This window comes from Hydrocarboniphaga effusa AP103, assembly GCF_000271305.1.
In the GTDB taxonomy this organism is placed as follows: domain Bacteria; phylum Pseudomonadota; class Gammaproteobacteria; order Nevskiales; family Nevskiaceae; genus Hydrocarboniphaga; species Hydrocarboniphaga effusa.
This window is the reverse complement of record NZ_AKGD01000002.1, coordinates 961,072-978,992: the sequence shown is the minus strand read 5'-3', so window position 1 is coordinate 978,992 and position 17,921 is coordinate 961,072. Positions and strand designations below refer to the sequence as shown.

General features: G+C 66.7%; 12 protein-coding genes and 1 pseudogene. 3 read left to right on the top strand and 10 right to left on the bottom strand.

Translation table 11 applies throughout. The features are described 5' to 3' along the window. Positions 1–786 (bottom strand): flagellar basal-body rod protein FlgG, encoded by a 786-nt coding sequence (gene flgG / locus WQQ_RS15715; protein ID WP_007186211.1) that lies wholly within the window; start codon positions 784–786, stop codon positions 1–3. A gap of 715 nt (positions 787–1,501) precedes the next feature. Further along, complete coding sequence (gene glgB / locus WQQ_RS15710) at positions 1,502–3,397, bottom strand: 1,4-alpha-glucan branching protein GlgB (RefSeq protein WP_007186210.1); 1,896 nt, start codon at positions 3,395–3,397, stop codon at positions 1,502–1,504. Positions 3,398–3,513: 116 nt separating this feature from the next. Here glgB and glgA point away from each other — a divergent pair, with 116 nt between their 5' ends. After that, the gene (gene glgA / locus WQQ_RS15705) at positions 3,514–4,950 is read left to right on the top strand and encodes a glycogen synthase GlgA (protein WP_007186209.1); all 1,437 of its coding nucleotides are present in this window, start codon (positions 3,514–3,516) and stop codon (positions 4,948–4,950) included. Positions 4,951–4,983: 33 nt separating this feature from the next. Here the strand turns inward: glgA and WQQ_RS15700 are convergent, their stop codons facing one another. Then, complete coding sequence (locus WQQ_RS15700) at positions 4,984–7,089, bottom strand: amidohydrolase family protein (protein WP_007186208.1); 2,106 nt, start codon at positions 7,087–7,089, stop codon at positions 4,984–4,986. A 508-nt stretch (positions 7,090–7,597) separates the two neighbouring features. Here WQQ_RS15700 and WQQ_RS15695 point away from each other — a divergent pair. Further along, positions 7,598–8,149 carry a mechanosensitive ion channel family protein gene (locus WQQ_RS15695; RefSeq protein ID WP_007186206.1) on the top strand — a complete coding sequence of 184 codons (552 nt, stop codon included), beginning with the start codon at positions 7,598–7,600 and terminating at the stop codon, positions 8,147–8,149. A 239-nt stretch (positions 8,150–8,388) separates the two neighbouring features. Here WQQ_RS15695 and dcd read toward each other — a convergent pair whose 3' ends face one another. The 7 genes from dcd to WQQ_RS23160 all read right to left on the bottom strand — a co-directional run bounded on the left by dcd (position 8,389) and on the right by WQQ_RS23160 (position 15,651). Beyond that, positions 8,389–8,955, bottom strand: a complete 567-nt coding sequence (dcd, locus tag WQQ_RS15690; RefSeq protein WP_040454237.1) for a dCTP deaminase — start codon at positions 8,953–8,955, stop codon at positions 8,389–8,391. 124 nt (positions 8,956–9,079) lie between these two features. Further along, entirely contained in the window at positions 9,080–9,982 is a 903-nt protein-coding gene (locus WQQ_RS15685; RefSeq protein WP_007186204.1) for an aldo/keto reductase, read from the bottom strand. Between the two features lie 11 nt (positions 9,983–9,993). Beyond that, positions 9,994–11,070, bottom strand: a complete 1,077-nt coding sequence (gene apbC, locus WQQ_RS15680; protein ID WP_007186203.1) for an iron-sulfur cluster carrier protein ApbC — start codon at positions 11,068–11,070, stop codon at positions 9,994–9,996. Positions 11,071–11,115: 45 nt separating this feature from the next. Then, positions 11,116–12,681, bottom strand: a complete 1,566-nt coding sequence (locus tag WQQ_RS15675) for a DHA2 family efflux MFS transporter permease subunit (protein ID WP_202800673.1) — start codon at positions 12,679–12,681, stop codon at positions 11,116–11,118. Then, a complete protein-coding gene (locus WQQ_RS15670) occupies positions 12,678–13,766 on the bottom strand; it encodes an HlyD family secretion protein (RefSeq protein WP_007186201.1) in 1,089 nt (362 codons plus the stop codon). The genes WQQ_RS15675 and WQQ_RS15670 overlap by 4 nt, the downstream gene beginning before the upstream one ends. Before the next feature lie 13 nt (positions 13,767–13,779). Further along, complete coding sequence (locus WQQ_RS15665; RefSeq protein ID WP_007186200.1) at positions 13,780–15,120, bottom strand: TolC family protein; 1,341 nt, start codon at positions 15,118–15,120, stop codon at positions 13,780–13,782. 24 nt (positions 15,121–15,144) lie between these two features. Then, positions 15,145–15,651 carry a MarR family winged helix-turn-helix transcriptional regulator gene (locus tag WQQ_RS23160; protein WP_007186199.1) on the bottom strand — a complete coding sequence of 169 codons (507 nt, stop codon included), beginning with the start codon at positions 15,649–15,651 and terminating at the stop codon, positions 15,145–15,147. A gap of 116 nt (positions 15,652–15,767) precedes the next feature. Between WQQ_RS23160 and metG the strand changes: the two are divergent. Then, positions 15,768–17,915 (top strand): annotated as a pseudogene (gene metG / locus WQQ_RS15655) (methionine--tRNA ligase); the annotation flags it as partial. Positions 17,916–17,921: the final 6 nt, after the last annotated feature.

The window sequence follows — 17,921 nt, the reverse complement described above, 5'->3', positions numbered from 1 at the left end:
TTACAGATTGCTGGTGATGAATTGCAGCATCTGATCGGTGGTCGAGATCGCCTTCGAGTTCATCTCGTAGGCGCGCTGCGTCTCGATCATGCTGACCATTTCCTCGACGACGTTGACGTTCGAGGATTCGAGCGAGCCCTGCGCAAGCGAGCCGATGCCGTTGAGCCCCGGCGTGCCGGTCTGCGGCGAACCGCTAGCCGCGGTCTCCGCATAGAGATTGTCCCCGCGCGGCTGCAGGCCGGCCGGGTTGATGAAATCGGCCAGCGTCAGCGAACCGACCTGCTGCGGCGTCGATTGCCCTGCGAGCGTCACCGAGACGATGCCGTCGGCCGAGATGCTGACGTCCTGCGCGCCCTGCGGAATCTGCAGGCCCGGCTGCAGCGGAAAGCCCTGGTCGTTGACGACCTGGCCCTGGCTGTCGAGCGCAAAGCTGCCGTCACGCGAGTACGACATGGTGCCGTCCGGCATCAGGATCTGGAAGAAGCCGCGGCCGTTGATCGCCAGGTCGAGCGAGTTGTTGGTCTGCAGCAGATTGCCCTGCGCGAACATCTTCTCGGTCGCCCCGATGCGCACGCCGGTGCCGATCGACAGCCCCGTCGGCAGCTGCGTCTGCGTGCTGCTCTGGGCGCCGGCGGTCTGCACGTTCTGGTAGAGCAGGTCTTCGAAGTTGGCGCGCCCGCGCTTGAAACCCGTCGTATTGACGTTGGCGAGGTTGTTGGAGACGACGGCCATGCGCGTCTGCTGCGCATCGAGACCGGTCTTGGCGACCCAGAGGGCTGAGTTCATGTGGCGGCTCCGCACGCCGGAGAGTCGGCGTTTGGCCTGCCAGTACAAGTCCTGGGCCAGGGGTGCTGGGGAGGGCGTGTCAAAAAGACGGCGGCGGACTTTAGCGAGGTTTGGGCGCTGGCGGCTGGTGGCTAGGCCAGCTGTGCCCTGATGGCTTTCGACCTCGCCGGTCGGGCCCTACTTTCTTTGCTTGTGCAAAGAAAGTAGGCATCGAGCGCACACCCTGGTGACGCACTTTCGCTACGCGAAAGTCCCCTGCGCTGCTCACGTGCTCGGGGCAAGAGTTTCGACGCGAGGCAACATTCTGGTCGCGACGAAACTCGGCGGACATCCCTGCCCGCCGACCCCTGCGCGCGCTCCGCTGCTCGGTGCCTCACAAGGGATCAAAGTCAAAAGCAACGGCAGCACCGTTGCGTGCCGTTGTGCCGTTGCGTAGATGTTCACCCCCTGGCAGCGCCGGCCGGAGCGGCGCGCGCAGCGGGGCAGCCGGACAGGACGTCCGCCTGAGCTTCGTCGCGACAGGATGTCGCGTCGAAGCGACCCCGAGCACGTCGCTCCAGCCGGGGACCCGTTCGTCGCTCCGCGACGAACGGGCGCGGACTCGGGGCCTGCTTTCTTTGCTTACTTTCTTTGCAGGAGCAAAGAAAGTAAGCCCCGGCCGGGAAGGCCAAAAGCCCTCAGCTCACAACAGCCCCAACGACACAAACAACAGAGCTCATCCCGGCCCCTCGAGCACCAAAGCCCCCAGCGGCGGCACCGTAATCCAGGCACTGCAGTCCAGCGACATCCACGGCTCCTCGACCGCCACCACGCGCCCCGAGTTGCCCACTCCACTGCCACCATAAGCCAGCGCGTCGGAGTTGAGCCGCTCGATCCAGACGCCCGCGCTCGGCAACGCGATCCGATGATTCGTCCGCACCACCGGCGTCGCATTGATCACGATCACCACCTCGCGCCCGGCCGAGTCGCGCCGCCGGTAGACGAAGATCGATTCGTCGACGTTGTTGCAGTCGATCCAGGTAAAGCCCTGCGGCTCCGCATCGAGCTCGTGCAGCGCCGGCAGCTCGCGATGCAGGCGGTTCAGATCGCCGATCAGCGCGCGCACGCCGGCGTGCAGCGGCTGCCGATCGAGCCACCAGTCGAGTTCGCGGTCGTGATCCCATTCGCGCGTCTGCGCGAACTCGCCGCCCATGAACAGCAGCTTCTTGCCGGGCCGCGTCCACATGAATACGAACAGCAGGCGCAGGTTGGCGAACTTCTGCCACTCGTCGCCGGGCATCTTGTAGATTAGCGGGCTCTTGCCGTGCACGACTTCGTCATGCGAGAGCGGCAGCACGAAGCGCTCGGTCCAGGCGTACATGAAGCCGAAAGTCAGGTGGTTGGCGTGGTAGCGCCGGTGGATCGGGTCGCGCTTGAAGTAGTCGAGCGAGTCGTGCATCCAGCCCAGGTCCCACTTCATCGAAAAGCCGAGTCCGCCGTACTCCACGGCGCCCGAGACATCGGGCCACGAGGTGGATTCCTCCGCAATCACGAGCGCGCCGGGATGCACATCATGCATCGCCTGGTTGAAGTCGCGCAGGAACTGCACGGCTTCGAGATGCTCGCGGCCGCCGTACCGATTCGGCTGCCACTGGCCCGGATTGCGTCCGTAGTCGAGGTAGAGCATCGAGGCCACCGCGTCGACGCGCAGGCCGTCGAGGTGGAATTCCTCGATCCAGTACAGCGCGTTGGACATCAGGAAATTGCGCACCTGCGGACGACCGTAGTCGTAGATCAGCGTGCCCCATTCGGGATGCTCGCCGCGATGCGGTTCCGGATACTCGTAGAGCGGCAGGCCGTCGAAGCGGCGCAGGCCGTGCGCATCCTTCGGGAAATGCGCGGGCACCCAATCGAGGATCACGCCGATGCCGTGCGCATGGCAGTGATCGACGAACCAGCGGAAATCGTCGGGCTCGCCATGGCGGCGCGTCGGCGCGTAGAGCCCGATGGTCTGGTAGCCCCAGGAGCCGTCGAACGGGTGCTCGGATACCGGCAGCAGCTCCACGTGCGTGAAGCCCATCGAGACCACGTACGGAACGAGCCGCCGCGCGATCTCGCGATAGTTCAGAAACGCGCCGTCGGCACTTCGCTGCCAGGAGCCCAGGTGCAGCTCGTAGATCGAAACCGGCTCGCGCTGCCAATCGGTTTCGCGGCGACGCGCGATCCAGTCCGCATCGGTCCAGGCATGCGCCGATGGCGCGACCACCACACTCGAAGTCGCGGGACGCATTTCGAACAGGCGGCCATACGGATCGGACTTGAGCAGCCATTCGCCGTGCGGCGTCTGGATCGCGAACTTGTAGAGCGCGCCAGAGCCGATGCCCGCGATGAAGCCTTCCCAGACGCCGCTGTCGCTGCCGCGCAGCGGATGCGCGGTGTGGCTCCAGGCATTGAAGTCGCCCGCGACGCTCACGGCCTTGGCATGCGGCGCCCAGACAGCAAAACGCGTTCCCGCGATGCCATGCGCCTCCGAAGCATGCGCCCCGAGAAATTCCTGGGCGTGCCAGTGCCGGCCTTCTCCAAACAGATGCAGGTCGAAATCGGCGAGCGCAGCGGGCACTTTGGAGGTCACGCGGTCGAAGTCCTTGCCTGAGATCGGCGGTGGTTTGGGTCGCAGGGCGAGCCCTCGGCCACTATCCTACGGGCAACCCCGCCCCAATGAACTGAACCCAGGACCCGGATCACCTCATGCGCGTGCTTTTCGCCGCCAGCGAATGCTGGCCGCTGATCAAGACCGGCGGTCTCGCCGACGTGGCCTACGCCCTGCCGCTGGCCCTGACCCGTGCCGGCGTCGACGTGCGCGTGGTGCTGCCGGCTTATCGCGGCCTGCCTGGCAAACTCGAAAACATCCGCGAGATCGGCAGCCTGCACCTGCGCGGCCAGCATTTCCGCGTGATCGAAGGCCAGCTCCCGAACACCTCGCTGACGATCTGGCTGGTCGACGCGCCGTATCTCTACGACCGCGCGGGCGATCCGTACCGCGACGAGTTCGGCCGTGATTTCGCCGACAACGCCTGGCGCTTCGGCTGCTTCTGCGAGGCCGTGCACGGGCTTGCGCTCGGCGCTGCCGGCTGGCGCGCCGACGTGGTGCACGCCAACGACTGGCAGACCGGCCCGGCGCTGTCCTGGCTGTCGACCGAGAACCCGCGTCCACGCCTGATCTTCACGATCCACAACATCGCGTATCAGGGTTGGTTCGGGCGCGAGGCCTTCGATTTCCTCGGCCTGCCGCGCCAGCTCTGGTCCATCGACGGCGTCGAAATGCATGGCGGCTTCAACTTCATGAAGGCCGGGCTTTCGGCCGCCGACGTTATCACCACGGTGAGCCCGAACTACGCGCACGAAATCCAGACGCCCGAGTACGGCAACGGGCTCGACGGCCTGCTGCGCTGGCGCTCGGGCCAGCTCGTCGGCATCGTCAACGGCGTCGAAACCGAGGCCTGGTCGCCCGCCACCGACAAGCTCATCGCGCGGCGCTTTTCACCGGCGAGCCTCAAGCAGGGCAAGAACGCCAACAAGAAGGCGCTGCAGCACGAGCTGCGGCTCGCCGAGGACAGCGAGGCGACCGTCGTCGGCATCGTCACGCGGCTGGCCGAGCAGAAAGGCAGCGATCTCGTGCTCGGCGCGCTCGACGCACTGCTGATCCGCCATCCGCGGCTGCAGTTCGCGGTGCTCGCCTCGGGCGACAAGGAGCAGGAACAAGGCTGGCGCGACGCCACCGCGCGCTATCCGGGCCGCGTTGGCACGCACCTGCGCTACGACGAGCGGCTCGCGCATCTCGTCGAGGCCGGCGCCGACATCTTCCTGATGCCGTCGCGCTTCGAACCCTGTGGACTCAACCAGATGTACAGCCAGCGCTACGGCACGATCCCGGTCGTGCGCCGCACCGGCGGGCTCGCGGACACGGTCACCGATGCGAGCATCGAGAATATCGCCAACGGCAGCGCCACCGGCGTGCATTTCGAGAACGCCGACATCGGCGGCGTGCTCTGGGGCGTGGAGCGCGCGATCGAACTCAAGCAGAACAACCCGCGCGTCTGGAAGCAGATGCAGCTCGCCGGCATGGAGCGCGATTTCTCGTGGGAACGCGCGGCCGCGGAGTATCTGAAGCTCTACCGAGCCTGAGCGTTCCTGTCGCCCGCCCGATGCGCCGTCCCGTCAGTGATGACGATGGCGCATCGGTGCGTAGGGCCTGGATTCGGCGGAATTCCGATCCTCGTGAATCTTCATGAGCGGCTGGCCGACGAAGGCCTGGATGCCGAAGCGCGGATAGATTTCGTTCGGAAAGAACACCACACCCTGTTGCATCGTCAGCATCGGTGAGCGGATCGCGTTGATGTCGCGCGTCGGGTCGCCGTCGACGAGCACGAGGTCGGCGAGCTTGCCGGGCGTGATGGTGCCGAGACGATCGAGTGTGTTGGTGTAGCGCGCGCCGTTGTAGGTCGCGATCTTGAGCGCTTCGGCGGCCGGAATGCCGTAGCGCACGTAGAGCTCGAGTTCGCGATGCAAGGTGAAACCCTGGATGTAATCGGTGCCCGCGACCAGCGGCACCCCGGCGCGATGCAGCGCGACGACCATCTCGCCCATCTTGTCGTACGAGGCCTTGTAGCGCGCTACGTTGGCCGGCGTGACATCGAACGAGCTCTTGCGCAGCGTGCGCTGCATCGCGGGCGGAAAGTGATCGGCCACCATCGCGTAGCTCGGGTGCATCTGTCCCTGGCGCTGATACATGTCCTCGAACACCGCAAGCGTGGCATCCACCGAAATGCCGCGCTGCTTGAGCAGGTCGATGAAATGCCGCACGGGTTCGGAGTTCAGGTCGAGCGCATGCGCGTTCTCCATGATGCGGTAGAAGCGTTGCAGCGTCCGCGTGTCGTCGCCGGGCTGCACGAGGAAATTGAGCAGCACCTGGTTGATGTGCGTGAGCTCGTCGTAGCCGGCGCGCACGGCTTCCTCGGCGCGCATGAAAGCCGGAATGTGCCCGCTCACGCGCAGGCCCTGGTCGTGCGCGTAGGTCGCCAGCGGCTCGACCCATTCGGACTTCACCGAGTTGTAGAGCTTGAGCTGCTTGTAGCCGCGCTGCGCGTACCAGTCGGCCGCGTTCTTGGCTTCCTGCAGGCTGTCGACGACGAAGCCGCCGCGCGCCGAAAACTCGCTGCGTCCTTCGATGAAACCGGCCGGCACGATGCGCGCGCCGATGCGATCGCCGACCTCGATGCGCCGGACCAGCGAATCGAGCATATCGTTGTCGTTGCCCATGTCGCGCACCGTCGTCACGCCGGCCGCGAGTTGCAGGGCGCTCGCGTTGGGATCTTCGTGCGCGTGCAGATCGAACAGCCCCGGCAACAGCGTCCGGCCCTGCGCATCGATCTCGGTACCCGGTTCGCGCGCATCGGAGCCCGCGAGCTTGATCTCGGCGATACGCCCGCGGAACACGTAGACGTCGTGCAGATCCGGCAACAGGCGCGCGTTTTCAGAATCGAACACGCGCGCGTTGCGGATCACGATGGGCTCGGGCAGATGGTGCGGCAGCGTGTTCGCGAGCTCGCCGGCCCAGGCGTCTTCGGCTTCGAGCTGCGCGGCTTCGAGCACCTGGACCAGGCTCGCACTGCCGCGCGGCAGGATCGCGACATAGCCCGGCGAGACCATCGCGAAAAAGCGCGGCAGCGGGCCGTCGGTGAACCACAGATAACCGGGCTGCAGATCGAGGCCGGTCATTTCCACCATCACCAGCGCCGGTATCGCCCCATTGGCCGGCAGCGCCTTCAGCCGGCGCACCTGCAGCGAACCCATCGGCAGTACGCCCATACGGCCTTCGGGCATCGTCAGCGCCTGCTGCACGAGCAGCGCGGTCATGTACGGCGAAGCTTCCACCGGCACGTAGCCGGCCGGCTCCTTGGTGACGGCCGAGCCGCTGTCGACCATCGAGGTCCAGCGCGTCTGCGCGCCCGTGCGCGCAAAGCTTTCACGCGTCGGGGCGCCGTATGTGGAAGTGCCTTGGATGCGGTATTCGAGCAGGTGGCCGGCGGCGTCGAGCCGGATGGTTTCCTGGTAATCCGGGCCACGGCCGTTGTCCCGATAGCGGAAATCCACCGCGATGCGATCGGCCTTGCGCTCGACTTTCATCGAACCGGCGACCTCGCCCTGGAACAGCACCTCGAATTCCTCGGGCGCGGCCCAGGCCGCGCTGCTGCCGAAACCGAAGAAACCGGCGCACGACAGCCCGACGACCACCGCCAGGCGACGCAATCCGCTGCAAGACATTCGAGACCTTCGTTGGATGATCAGTAAGCGCGCGAGGCTAGCCGAAGCAGGGCCCTGCCGCGACGGGGTTTTCCTGCCGGATCACACCCGCGCGCGAAGGCCATGGGATCGCCGTGGGGCTCGACGACCTGAACCTCGCCACGCGGCACGTCGACCAATCGCGCGGCTCGACGGCGCTTGATTGGAGCGGGGGCTCGATGCCTGGCGGCTTTCAGGAGCTCTGCGGCATCGACCTGCCCCCCGAACTCGCTCGATGGAACTCGCGGACCGGTCGTCGTGCCGAGCGCCTTCGACATAGTTCCCCAGGAAATGGATCGCTCTCGCGAGTGGCCCGGCTGCCGACCGGCCTGATGCTCGATCACGATCTAGGCAGGCACGGCATGAACCCGCCGGGGAAAGCCGTTCCAGGCCGGACCCTGCTCCATATCGGCGAGCGGCCTCGGCAACGGACGCAGCCGGTCCATCCGGCCTAAAATGCGCGCCCGCTGCAAATACCGGCGTCTCACCGATGAAAGAATGGTTTCCCGCCTGGGCGCACGATTGGCTCGACGTGATCGTGCCGACCACTCAAGTGCTGTTGATCCTGGTCGGCGCCTGGCTGCTACGCACGCTGGTCCGCCAGCTCATTCAGCGCCTGGGCCAGCGCTACGCCCTGCCGCGTGAAGTCGTAATCATGACGCGCCGCCTGAGCGGCTTTCTGATCTACCTGGCCGCAGTGCTGGCCGCACTCGGGCGCTTCGGTGTTTCGGGCTCGGTCCTGTGGACCGCGTTCACCGGCTTCGCCGCGGTGGCGGCCGTCGCGTTCTTCGCGGCCTGGAGCGTGCTGTCGAACATCTTCTGCACGCTGCTCATCGCGATCACCGGCTCGTTCCGCATCGGCGACCAGATCGAGCTCGTCGAAGCCAGCGACAAGCCCGGCGCCAAGGGCCGCGTGATCGACATCAACCTGATCTACACCACGCTCGAGGAAGTCCACGAAGAGGGCGTGCAGAAGCCGGCGGCGATGCTGCAGATTCCGAACAGCCAGTTCTTCCAACGGATTCTGCGGCGCTATCGCTAAGAGACGGGAGACGGGAGACGGGAGACGGGAGACGGGAGACGGGAATCGTAGAAGCCGGAGCCCGCTTTTACGATTCCCGGCGCTTCAAGTCTTCGGCAGCGTCACGCCGGTCTGGCCCTGGTACTTGCCCAAGCGGTGGCGACGCGAGCAGCGACGAGGGCCCCGCGCAACGCGCGGGATCGGAGCGTTAAGCGAGTGGCGCCCGATCGTGGGTTTCGCGGCGCAAACCCGCAGCGAATTTAGGTCTTCGGCAGCGTCACGCCAGTCTGACCCTGATACTTGCCCCCACGATCCTTGTAGCTGACTTCGCAGACTTCATCGGATTCGAGGAACAGCATCTGCGCCACGCCTTCGTTGGCGTAGATCTTCGCGGGCAGCGGTGTGGTGTTGGAGAACTCGAGCGTGACGTGGCCTTCCCACTCGGGTTCGAGCGGGGTCACGTTGACGATGATGCCGCAGCGCGCATACGTGCTCTTGCCGAGGCAGATCGTGAGCACCGAGCGCGGGATGCGGAAATACTCCACCGTGCGCGCAAGCGCGAACGAGTTCGGCGGAATGATGCAGACCTCGCCCTTGAAGTCGACGAAGTTCTTCGAGTCGAAATCCTTCGGATCGACGATCGTCGAGTTGATGTTGGTGAAAATCTTGAATTCGTCCGCGCAGCGCACGTCGTAGCCGTAACTGCTGGTGCCGTAGCTGACGATGCGGCCGCCGTTGTGGGTGCGCACCTGGCCTTCCTCGAAAGGCTCGATCATGCGGTGATCGCGGGCCATGCGCTTGATCCAACGGTCGGATTTGATGCTCATCGTCAATGCGGTCTGCTTCGGGAAAGAGCCGGCGGGCGGCTCGGGACGTGCATTGTGAGCCAGCGGGCTGCCGGGGCCAAGCCACGGCCGAGCCCCTGATTCGCGATCGCTCGGCAGCCGAAACTCAGAACAGCGCCGCGATCCGCTGCGCCTGCTTGGCGTCGGCCATGCGCCCGCGACCGGCGCCGAGGTTGTCGAGCAGGTTGCGGGGCTTGGCCGTGGCCGGAATGACGCAGGTGACCGCCGGCTGCGCGAGCACGAACTTGAGCATGAGCTGGCCCCAGGACTCGCAATCGATCTCGCCGGCCCACTCCGGCAACGGCCTGCCCTTCACCTGCGCGAACAGGCGCCCGTCCTCGAACGCGCGATTGACGAGCACGGCGACCCCGCGATCGGCACACAGCGGCAGCAGCTCGCGCTCCACCGAGCGCGACACCACCGAATAGTTGATCTGCACGAAGTCGAGCTTCTCTCTGCGCACCACGTCGACGAGTTCCGCGTGCGCCTCGTCGCGGTAGTGCGTGACGCCGATGTAGCGCGTCTTGCCGGCCTGCTGCAGCTCGCGCAAGAAGCGCAGGTTCGACTGCAGGTCGACGAGGCTGTGCACTTGCAGCAGCTCGACCTTGTCGGTGCGCAGACGCGCGAGCGAATTCTGCCACTGCGCCTTGGCGGCCTGCGGTGAATAGGACGAGATCTTGGTCGCCAGAAAGCAGCGCTCGCGCTGGGCCCTTGCGGCGAGCAGCGAGCCGAGTACCGCTTCGGCGCTGCCATAGCTCGGCGCCGTATCGACGACGCTGCCCGCCTGCTTCAGCAGATCATCGAGCACCGCGGCAAGCGGCTCGCGTTCGGCTGCCGAATCGCCGACTTCGAAGGCCCCCGAAGTGCCGAGACCGATCACCGGAAGCTCCGCGCCCGAGACTGGAATGCGCCGCTTGAGCAAAGGCTCTGCGGATGCCTGCGCCCAGGCCCCGATCTGCCGTAACGCCGCCATCGCAGCGACGCTCCGCAGCAGCGTTCGGCGCTTCATCGAAGAGCGCCTCAGTCGTCCGACATCTCGATGCTCGGAAACGCCTCGACCGCTCCGTGCGCGAGCCGTGCCACCGCCCGCAAGGCGATCTCGCCATAAAGCTTGGCCGCATCGGAATCCGGCTCCGCGGCGACGGTCGGGTTGCCGCTGTCGGCGAGTTCGCGAATGCGCGCGTCCAGCGGCAGGCGGCCGAGCACTTCGACGCCGGTGTCCTGCGCAAGCCTGTCGCCACCGCCGGTGCCGAACACCGCGGTCTGATGGCCGCAATTCGGGCAGCAGAACACGCTCATGTTCTCGACCACGCCGAGCACCGAAACGTTGACCTTCTTGAACATCTCGAGGCCCTTGCGCGCATCGAGCAGCGCAATGTCCTGCGGCGTGGTCACCACCACCGCGCCCGACAGCGGAATGCGCTGCGACAGCGTCAGCGCGATGTCGCCGGTACCCGGCGGCATGTCGATGATCAGATAGTCCAGATCCTGCCAGCGCGTCTCCGTCAGCAGCTGCATGAGCGCCGAGGTGACCATCGGTCCGCGCCAGATCGTCGGCTGGGTGTCGTCGACCAGAAAGCCGATGCTCATCGCCTGCAGTCCGTGCGCGACGACCGGGTTCATGATCTTGCCGTCCGGCGAGCTCGGGCGCGCCGAACTGCCGAGCATGCGCGGCTGGCTCGGGCCGTAGATATCGGCATCGAGCAGGCCGACGCGCGCACCCGCGGCCTGCAGCGCGAGCGCGAAGTTGACCGCGACGGTGGACTTGCCGACACCGCCCTTGCCGCTCGCGATGGCGATGATGTTGCGAATCTGCGCGAGCGGCTGAAGATTGCTTTGTACCGCGTGCGCGCTCACTTTCCAGCGCACCGTGACTTGCGCGTCGAGCCCGGTCGCCTGCTGTACGTGCGCCGCCAGCGCGGTGCGCAAGGCCTGTTCGTGGCGCTGCGCCGGAAAGCCGAGCTCCAGGTCGATCAGCGCCCGCTTTCCCGCGATCTCGGTACGGCGCAACACGCCGGCCGACATCAGGTCACGCCCGATCAGCGGGTCGACGAACGAGGAGAGTGCGGATTGCAGCTGCTGATGAACCTGAGACATGCGGCGCCCTGAAAAAAACCCGAAAAAGCGGGCGCCGAGTCTAGCTCAGTGAGCTTCCGGAGGCGGCGCCACCGCCCCGGCCGGCGGCCGCTTGGACATCCAGATCAGCGGCGCGATCAGCAGCGCAACAGCGCCGAAGAAGTAGAAATCGTCCGCATAGCTCAACAGCGCCGCCTGCTGCGCAACCTGGCCGGCGATCACCGCCTGGGCGGAGACCGTGTCGAAGCTTCCGTTCATGGCGGCCATCGTCTGCTGATACGCCGGGTCCAGCACGCTCACGCGATCGACCAGCTGCGACTGATGCAGCTGCATTCCGCGCGCAAGCCAGGTCACCGCGAGCGAGATGCCGACGCTCGACCCGATGTTGCGCATGAGATTGATCAGCGCGGCCGCGTTGCCGCCTTCGGTCGGCGGCAGGCCGACGTAGGCGAGCACGTTGATCGGCACCATCAGGAACGCCATGCCGAAGCTCTGCAGGCAGCGCAACATCACCATCTGTCCCTGCGAGGCCGATGCGCTCATGTAGTGAGCGCTGACGATCATGGCGATGCCGGTCGAGACGAAGCCCAGGCAGACCATCAGCCGCGGATCAAGCTTGGCGGCCAGCCGGGCCCCGAGCGGCATCAGCAGGATCAGCAGAAGGGAGCCCGGCGACATCACCAGGCCCGCGTCCATCGCCGAATAGCCGAGCACCGACTGCGCGAACTGCGGCAACAGCACGATGGCCCCGAACATCACCACGCCGACGCCGAAGATCAGCACGTTGGCCGCGACGAAATTGCGATTGCGGAACAGGCGCAGGTTGATGATCGGATGCGGGTGGCGAAGCTCCCACCAGACCAGCGTCGCCAGCGCGGCCACGCAGACCGTCAGGCAGCCGCGGATGAACGCCGAATCGAACCAGTCTTCCTGCTGGCCCTTGTCGAACATGACCTGCATCGCGCCCATGCCGATGGCGATCAGCGCGAAGCCGAAATAGTCGACCGAAAACGGCTCTTCGCGCCGGCGGCGCTGCGCTTCGAGCTGCGCCGGCGAATCGTGCACGAGGCGCATCGCGGCGAACGCGAGCAGCAGGCCGATCGGCGCGTTGACCAGGAAGATCCAGTGCCAGCTGTAGCTGTCGGTGATGAAGCCGCCGAGCGGCGGGCCGATGGCGGGCCCGCAGACGATCGCCATGCCATAGATCGCCATCGAGGCGCCGCGTTTCTCGGGTGGAAACGCATCGGCCAGGATCGCCTGCGAAACCGGCTGCAGCGCACCGCCCGCGAGCCCCTGCAGGATGCGCGCGGCGATCAGCACCGGCAGCGACGGCGCCAGCCCGCAAAGCACCGAGGCCAGCGTGAACAGGATGATCGAGAGGATGTAGTAGCGGCGCCGGCCGATGCTGTTCGCGAGCCAGCCCGTCATCGGCAGGATGATGGCGTTGGCGACCAGATACGAGGTCAGCACCCAGGTCGCCTCGTCCTGGCTCGCCGACAGCGAGCCGCCGATGTGCGCCAGCGAAACATTGGCGATGGAGGTGTCGAGCACCTCCATGAACGCAGCGAAGCCGACCACCGCCGCGAGCAGCTTCGGCCGTGGGTTCCACGCGGCGGCAGCGGGTTGCCTCACTGCGCGGCGGCCAGCCGGGTTCCATCTTCGTGCCGCACGTCCACGCGCGGCACCACCGACATGCCCGGAGCCAGATGCAGCGCCGCGTCGGGCGCCGGATCGAACACCAGCTTCACCGGTACGCGCTGCACCACCTTGACGAAATTGCCGGTGGCGTTCTCGGCCGGCAGCAGGCTGAAGGCCGAGCCGGTTCCGGCCTGCAGGCTTTGCACGCGCGCGGTGAAATGCTGGCCCGGATACGCATCGACCTTCACGTCCACCGGCTGGCCGACGCGCAGATGCTCGAGCTGCGTTTCCTTGAAGTTGGCGACGATCCAGGGCGCGTTGCCGACCAGCGCGAGCACCGGCGCGCCGGCCTGCAACTGCGAACCCAGCTGCACGTTCTTGCGCGTGACGCGGCCCGCGCTCGGCGCCTTGACCTGCGTGTAGCCGAGCTGCAGTGCGCTCTGGTCGACCGCGGCCTGCGCCTGCGCCTCGGCGGCCTGCGCGCTCGCGAGCTGCGCTTCCTTGGCGGCGATCTGCTCGGGCGTGGTTCGGGCCGAGGTCAGCGCGGCGACGGCCTGATCGGCCTGCGCGCGCATCGCGCGGTAGTTGGTCTGCGCCTGTTCGAGAATCTGCTTGGAGACTTCGTCCTTGGCGTAGAGCGCCTCGTAGCGCGTGACGTCGGATTTCGCCCGATCGGCTTGAGCGCGCGCCGCGGCGAGGCCCGCCTGCGCCTGCGTCACGCCGGCCGGAGCGCGCGTGCGCGTCAGCTCGAGATCGGCCTGCGCCGACAGCGCCTGCGCCTTGGCGGCGGCGAGATTGGCCTGCGCCTGGCGCAGCCGGGCTTTGAAATCTTCGGCATCGAGCTCGAACAGCAACGCGCCTGCGGCGACGATCTGGTTGTCGCTGACGTAGACCTTGGTCACCGTACCCGAAACGCGCGGCGCGACCATCGTCACGTCGGCCTGGATGAAGGCGTCGTCGGTGGATTCGTAGCCGCGCGAAGTCCACCACCAGATGCCGGCACCGATGGCGGCGGCCGCGAGCACCGCGATGGCGATCGGGGCTTTGGAGGTTTTCTGCGGAGGGGTGCTGTCGTTCATGGTTTCGGGAAACTCAAAGACGGAACTGCCGCGCATGTCCCTGCGCGGAGGCGAGGTTCACGCGGGCCTGCTGGTACGCGGCCTGCGCGGACACCACCTGCGTGCGGGCCCGCGCGAGGTTGGCCTGCGCGGTGACGACATCGACGTTGTTGGCGATGCCATTCAGAAAGCGGTCGCGCGCGAGTTCGAGCTCGCGCTCGGCGAAGGCCAGCGCCGCTTCGGCTGCGGCCATCTGCTCACGCGTGTTGGCCACCGTGACCACGGCCAGGCGCACGTCCTGCTCGATCTGCTCGCGCAGGTCGTCGAGGCGCAGGCGCTGCTGCTCCACCTGCAGCTCGGCCGCGGCTTTGCCGGCGCTGACCGCACCGCCCGCGTAGAGCGGCATCTGGATCTGCGCGCCGTAGCGGTAGGTGTCCTGCTCGTTCTTGTTCGGCGTGTTGGCCGACAGGCCATAGTCGGCAAAGGCCGAAACGGTCGGCAACACCCGGCGCCGCGCCGCCTGCAGCGCGGCTTCGGCCTGCTTGAGCTGGGCCTGCACCAGCGCCAGATCGGCGCGATCGCTGCGCGCCACGGCGAGCGCGTCGTCGGCACCTGGAGCGAGCGAGCCATCGGCTTTCAGGTCACCCGACAAGACGATCGCCTGGCCCATCGGCAGGCTCGCGAGCCGCTGCAATTGCAGGCGCGATTGCGCGATCGCGGTCTGCGCTTCGGACACCGCGTAGCGGTCCTGCGCCACCGCGGTTTCGGAGCGCGATACATCCACGCCCGCCGCGACGCCGGCCTGGCGCTGGTCGCGCGCCTGCACCAGCAGGTCTTCGGCGAGCGCCAGATCGGCCTTGGCCGACTCCAGCGCCTGCTCGCCGGCCAGCACGCGAATGAACGACACCGCCACCTGGGCCGCGAGCTGCTCGCGCTGCACTTCGACCTGCGCGCGCGCCGCATCGACCGCGAAGTTGCGACTGCTGACTTCGCTCATCGTCGACAGATCGAGCAGCTTCTGCGACAGGCGCACGCGCGCATCGAACACCGAGAACGGGCCGATGAGCTCCGGAAGCCCCGGAAACTCGAAGCCCATGGCGGCCGGATTGCTGGTCTGGCGCGCCTGCATGGCCTGCAGGTCGAGCTGCGGCAGCAGCGCGCCGCGGCTGATGTCGCGCTGCGCCTGGGCGAGCGCCAGCCCGCGGTCGGCCAGGCCCTGGACCGGCGAATTCTGCAGTGCGCGCTCGATCAGCTCGGCGAGGCTCAGCGCCGCCGTGTCCTGCTGGGCGAGCACGGCAGCCGGCGCGCCGAGCAGCGAAGCCGCCAGCAGCGACAGGCCCGCGAGGCGAGGCCTCCAGCTCGAATGTTCAGCCATGGTGACGATCCCCTATGAACGGTTTCAAGACGTTTTGGCCGTCGGCCCGTACACCAGCCGGCTCAGCAGTTCCTTGAGCAGCAGTTGCTCGCCCGGTGTCAGGGCCGCCATGAACAAGGCCTCCTGCCCCATCACGAGCGGCTTTTTCGATTCCCACCACTGCCGTCCCTGGACGGTCAGGGCGATGGCGTTGGCCCGGCGATCGCGGTGCTGGCGCCGCCGCTCGACCATGCCGCGCTGCTGCAGCTCGTCAATGAGTTTCATCGTCGTGGTGCGGTCATAACCCATCGCCTCGCCGATCTGGACCTGACTGATCCCCTCGGCGCGCTCGAGCAGGCTGACGACCGCGAAGTGGCGGATGCCGAGCCGATCGGACTCGAGCATCGAGTCGAGCCGCTCGATCAGCCGCTGGCGGCAGCGCGTCAGCAGCACGCCCAGGTGGCCGTTGAACTCGGCGGGCAGGGAGAACGCGGAGGGCGCCTGGGGATGGGAGTCGGGCACGGGCGGGCAGCGTCGAAAGATACTCAGCATTATTGAGTATTCATTCCACCAGTCGCAACGCGGTCGCGCGTTCCGCCCGTGCACCGGGACGGCGAGGCGGCGTGTCACCACCCGAGGTGTAAAATCGCGACCCCTTTCGCAAAGCCCGCCGCCACGCCCCCGCCATGCGCCAAATCCTGGTCACCCACGCCCTGCCCTACGCCAACGGTCCGCTGCACCTCGGCCACATGGTGGGCTATGTCCAGACCGACATCTGGGTGCGCTTCCAGCGCATGTGCGGGCACGAGGTGCACTTCGTCGCCGGCGAGGACGCGCACGGAACCCCGATCATGCTCGCGGCCGAGAAGGCCGGCGTGGCGCCCGAGGCCTTCGTCGCCGAGATCAAGACCAGCCACGAGGCGGATTTCCGCGACTTCTCGGTGATCCACGACTGCTACCACAGCACGCACTCGCCCGAGACGCAGCGCTACAGCGAGCTGATCTGGAGCCGCCTCAAGGAGCGAGGCGTGATCGCCGCGCGCACGATCCAGCAGCTCTACGATCCGACGCGCGAAATGTTCCTGCCGGATCGCTACATCAAGGGCGAATGTCCCAACTGCGGCTCGCCCGACCAGTACGGCGACAACTGCGAAGTCTGCGGCAAGGCCTATTCGCCGACCGATCTCAAGAACCCGCGCTCGGTGGTCTCGGGCGCGACGCCGGTGATGCGCGATTCCGAGCATTACTTCTTCGAGCTCGGCAAGTTCCAGGGCTTTCTCGAAGGCTGGCTATCGCAGGGCGGCGATGCCGAGGTGGCGCAGCCGTCCGTCGTCGCCAAGCTCAAGGAATGGTTCGCGGCCGGCCTCAAGGACTGGGACGTCTCGCGCGATGCGCCGTACTTCGGCTTCGCGATTCCGGGCACGACCGGCAAATTCTTCTACGTCTGGCTCGATGCGCCGATCGGCTACATGGGCAGCTTCGCGCGCTGGTGCGAGCAGCAGAATCTCGACTTCGGCCATTGGTGGAACGCCGGCTCGACCACCGAACTGCATCACTTCATCGGCAAGGACATCGTCAACTTCCACGGCCTGTTCTGGCCGGCGATGCTCGAAGGCTCGGGCCACCGCACGCCGACCAAGCTGCACGTCAACGGTTACCTGACCGTCAACGGCGCCAAGATGAGCAAGAGCCGCGGCACCTTCATCAAGGCGCGCAGCTATCTGAAGCATCTCGATTCGGATTATCTGCGCTACTACTTCGCCGCCAAGCTCGGCAGCGGCGTCGACGATCTCGATCTCGATCTCGCCGATTTCAAGGCGCGCATCGACAGCGACATCGTCGGCAAGTACGTGAACATCGCGAGCCGCTGCGCGGGCTTCGTTCACAAGCTGTTCGGCGGCCGGCTCGCCGACCAGTTGCACGACGATGCCTTGTTCAAGGACTTCGCGGAGGAAGCCGATCGCCTGCGCGGGCTGTTCGAGGCCGGTGACTACGCGGCCGCCGTGCGCGAGATCATGCTGATGGCCGATGACGCCAACGCCGAAATCCAGCGCCTCGCGCCGTGGACGATGGCGAAGGATTCCGAGCGTGCGACCGAACTGCATCGCGTCTGCACGAGCTTCTTGAACGCCTTCCGCCAGATCACGATTTATCTGAAGCCGTTGCTGCCGAAGATCGCCGCGCAGGCCGAACTGTTTCTCGGCGTCGCGCCGCTGCAGTGGGCCGATGCGGCCACCCCGCTGCTCGATCATCCGATCAACGCCTACCAGCCGCTCGCGCTGCGCATCGAGCAGAAGGCGATCGACGCGATGCTCGCAGAAGAAGCGCCGCCGGCAAACGAAACTTCCATCTCCACCCGCGCAGCGGGGGGAGAGGGCCAGGATGAGGGGGGCGCCGGCAAAGCCGGCGTTGCGAAGTCGGCCAAGAGCGCTCCCTCACCCGGCGCTACCGCACCACCCTCTCCCGCAAGCGGGGGAGCGGAAAACAACACCATCTCGATCGACGATTTCACCAAGGTCGAACTGCGCATCGCCCGCATCGAAACCGCCGATCACGTCGAAGGCGCCGACAAGCTGCTGCGTCTGACGCTCGATCTCGGCGAACTCGGCAAGCGCCAGGTGTTCGCGGGCATCAAGTCCGCGTATGCGCCCGAAACGCTCGTGGGTCGCTTGACGATCTGCGTCGCCAACCTCGCCCCACGCAAGATGAAGTTCGGCATGAGTGAAGGCATGGTGCTCGCCGCGAGCGCCGAAGGCGGCGCGCCGTTCCTGCTGTCGCCCGACTCCGGTGCGCAACCCGGAATGCGCGTCAAGTAACGACAC

Bases quoted from the DNA above. Each gene is read 5' to 3' on its own strand.
- apbC (WP_007186203.1), bottom strand. From the start codon at position 11,070: ATGTCTCAGGTTCATCAGCAGCTGCAATCCGCACTCTCCTCGTTCGTC.
- glgA (WP_007186209.1), top strand. From the start codon at position 3,514: ATGCGCGTGCTTTTCGCCGCCAGCGAATGCTGGCCGCTGATCAAGACC.
- WQQ_RS15700 (WP_007186208.1), bottom strand. From the start codon at position 7,089: ATGTCTTGCAGCGGATTGCGTCGCCTGGCGGTGGTCGTCGGGCTGTCG.
- dcd (WP_040454237.1), bottom strand. From the start codon at position 8,955: ATGAGCATCAAATCCGACCGTTGGATCAAGCGCATGGCCCGCGATCAC.
- WQQ_RS15665 (WP_007186200.1), bottom strand. From the start codon at position 15,120: ATGGCTGAACATTCGAGCTGGAGGCCTCGCCTCGCGGGCCTGTCGCTG.
- flgG (WP_007186211.1), bottom strand. From the start codon at position 786: ATGAACTCAGCCCTCTGGGTCGCCAAGACCGGTCTCGATGCGCAGCAG.
- WQQ_RS15685 (WP_007186204.1), bottom strand. From the start codon at position 9,982: ATGAAGCGCCGAACGCTGCTGCGGAGCGTCGCTGCGATGGCGGCGTTA.
- WQQ_RS15670 (WP_007186201.1), bottom strand. From the start codon at position 13,766: ATGAACGACAGCACCCCTCCGCAGAAAACCTCCAAAGCCCCGATCGCC.
- WQQ_RS15695 (WP_007186206.1), top strand. From the start codon at position 7,598: ATGAAAGAATGGTTTCCCGCCTGGGCGCACGATTGGCTCGACGTGATC.
- WQQ_RS23160 (WP_007186199.1), bottom strand. From the start codon at position 15,651: ATGCTGAGTATCTTTCGACGCTGCCCGCCCGTGCCCGACTCCCATCCC.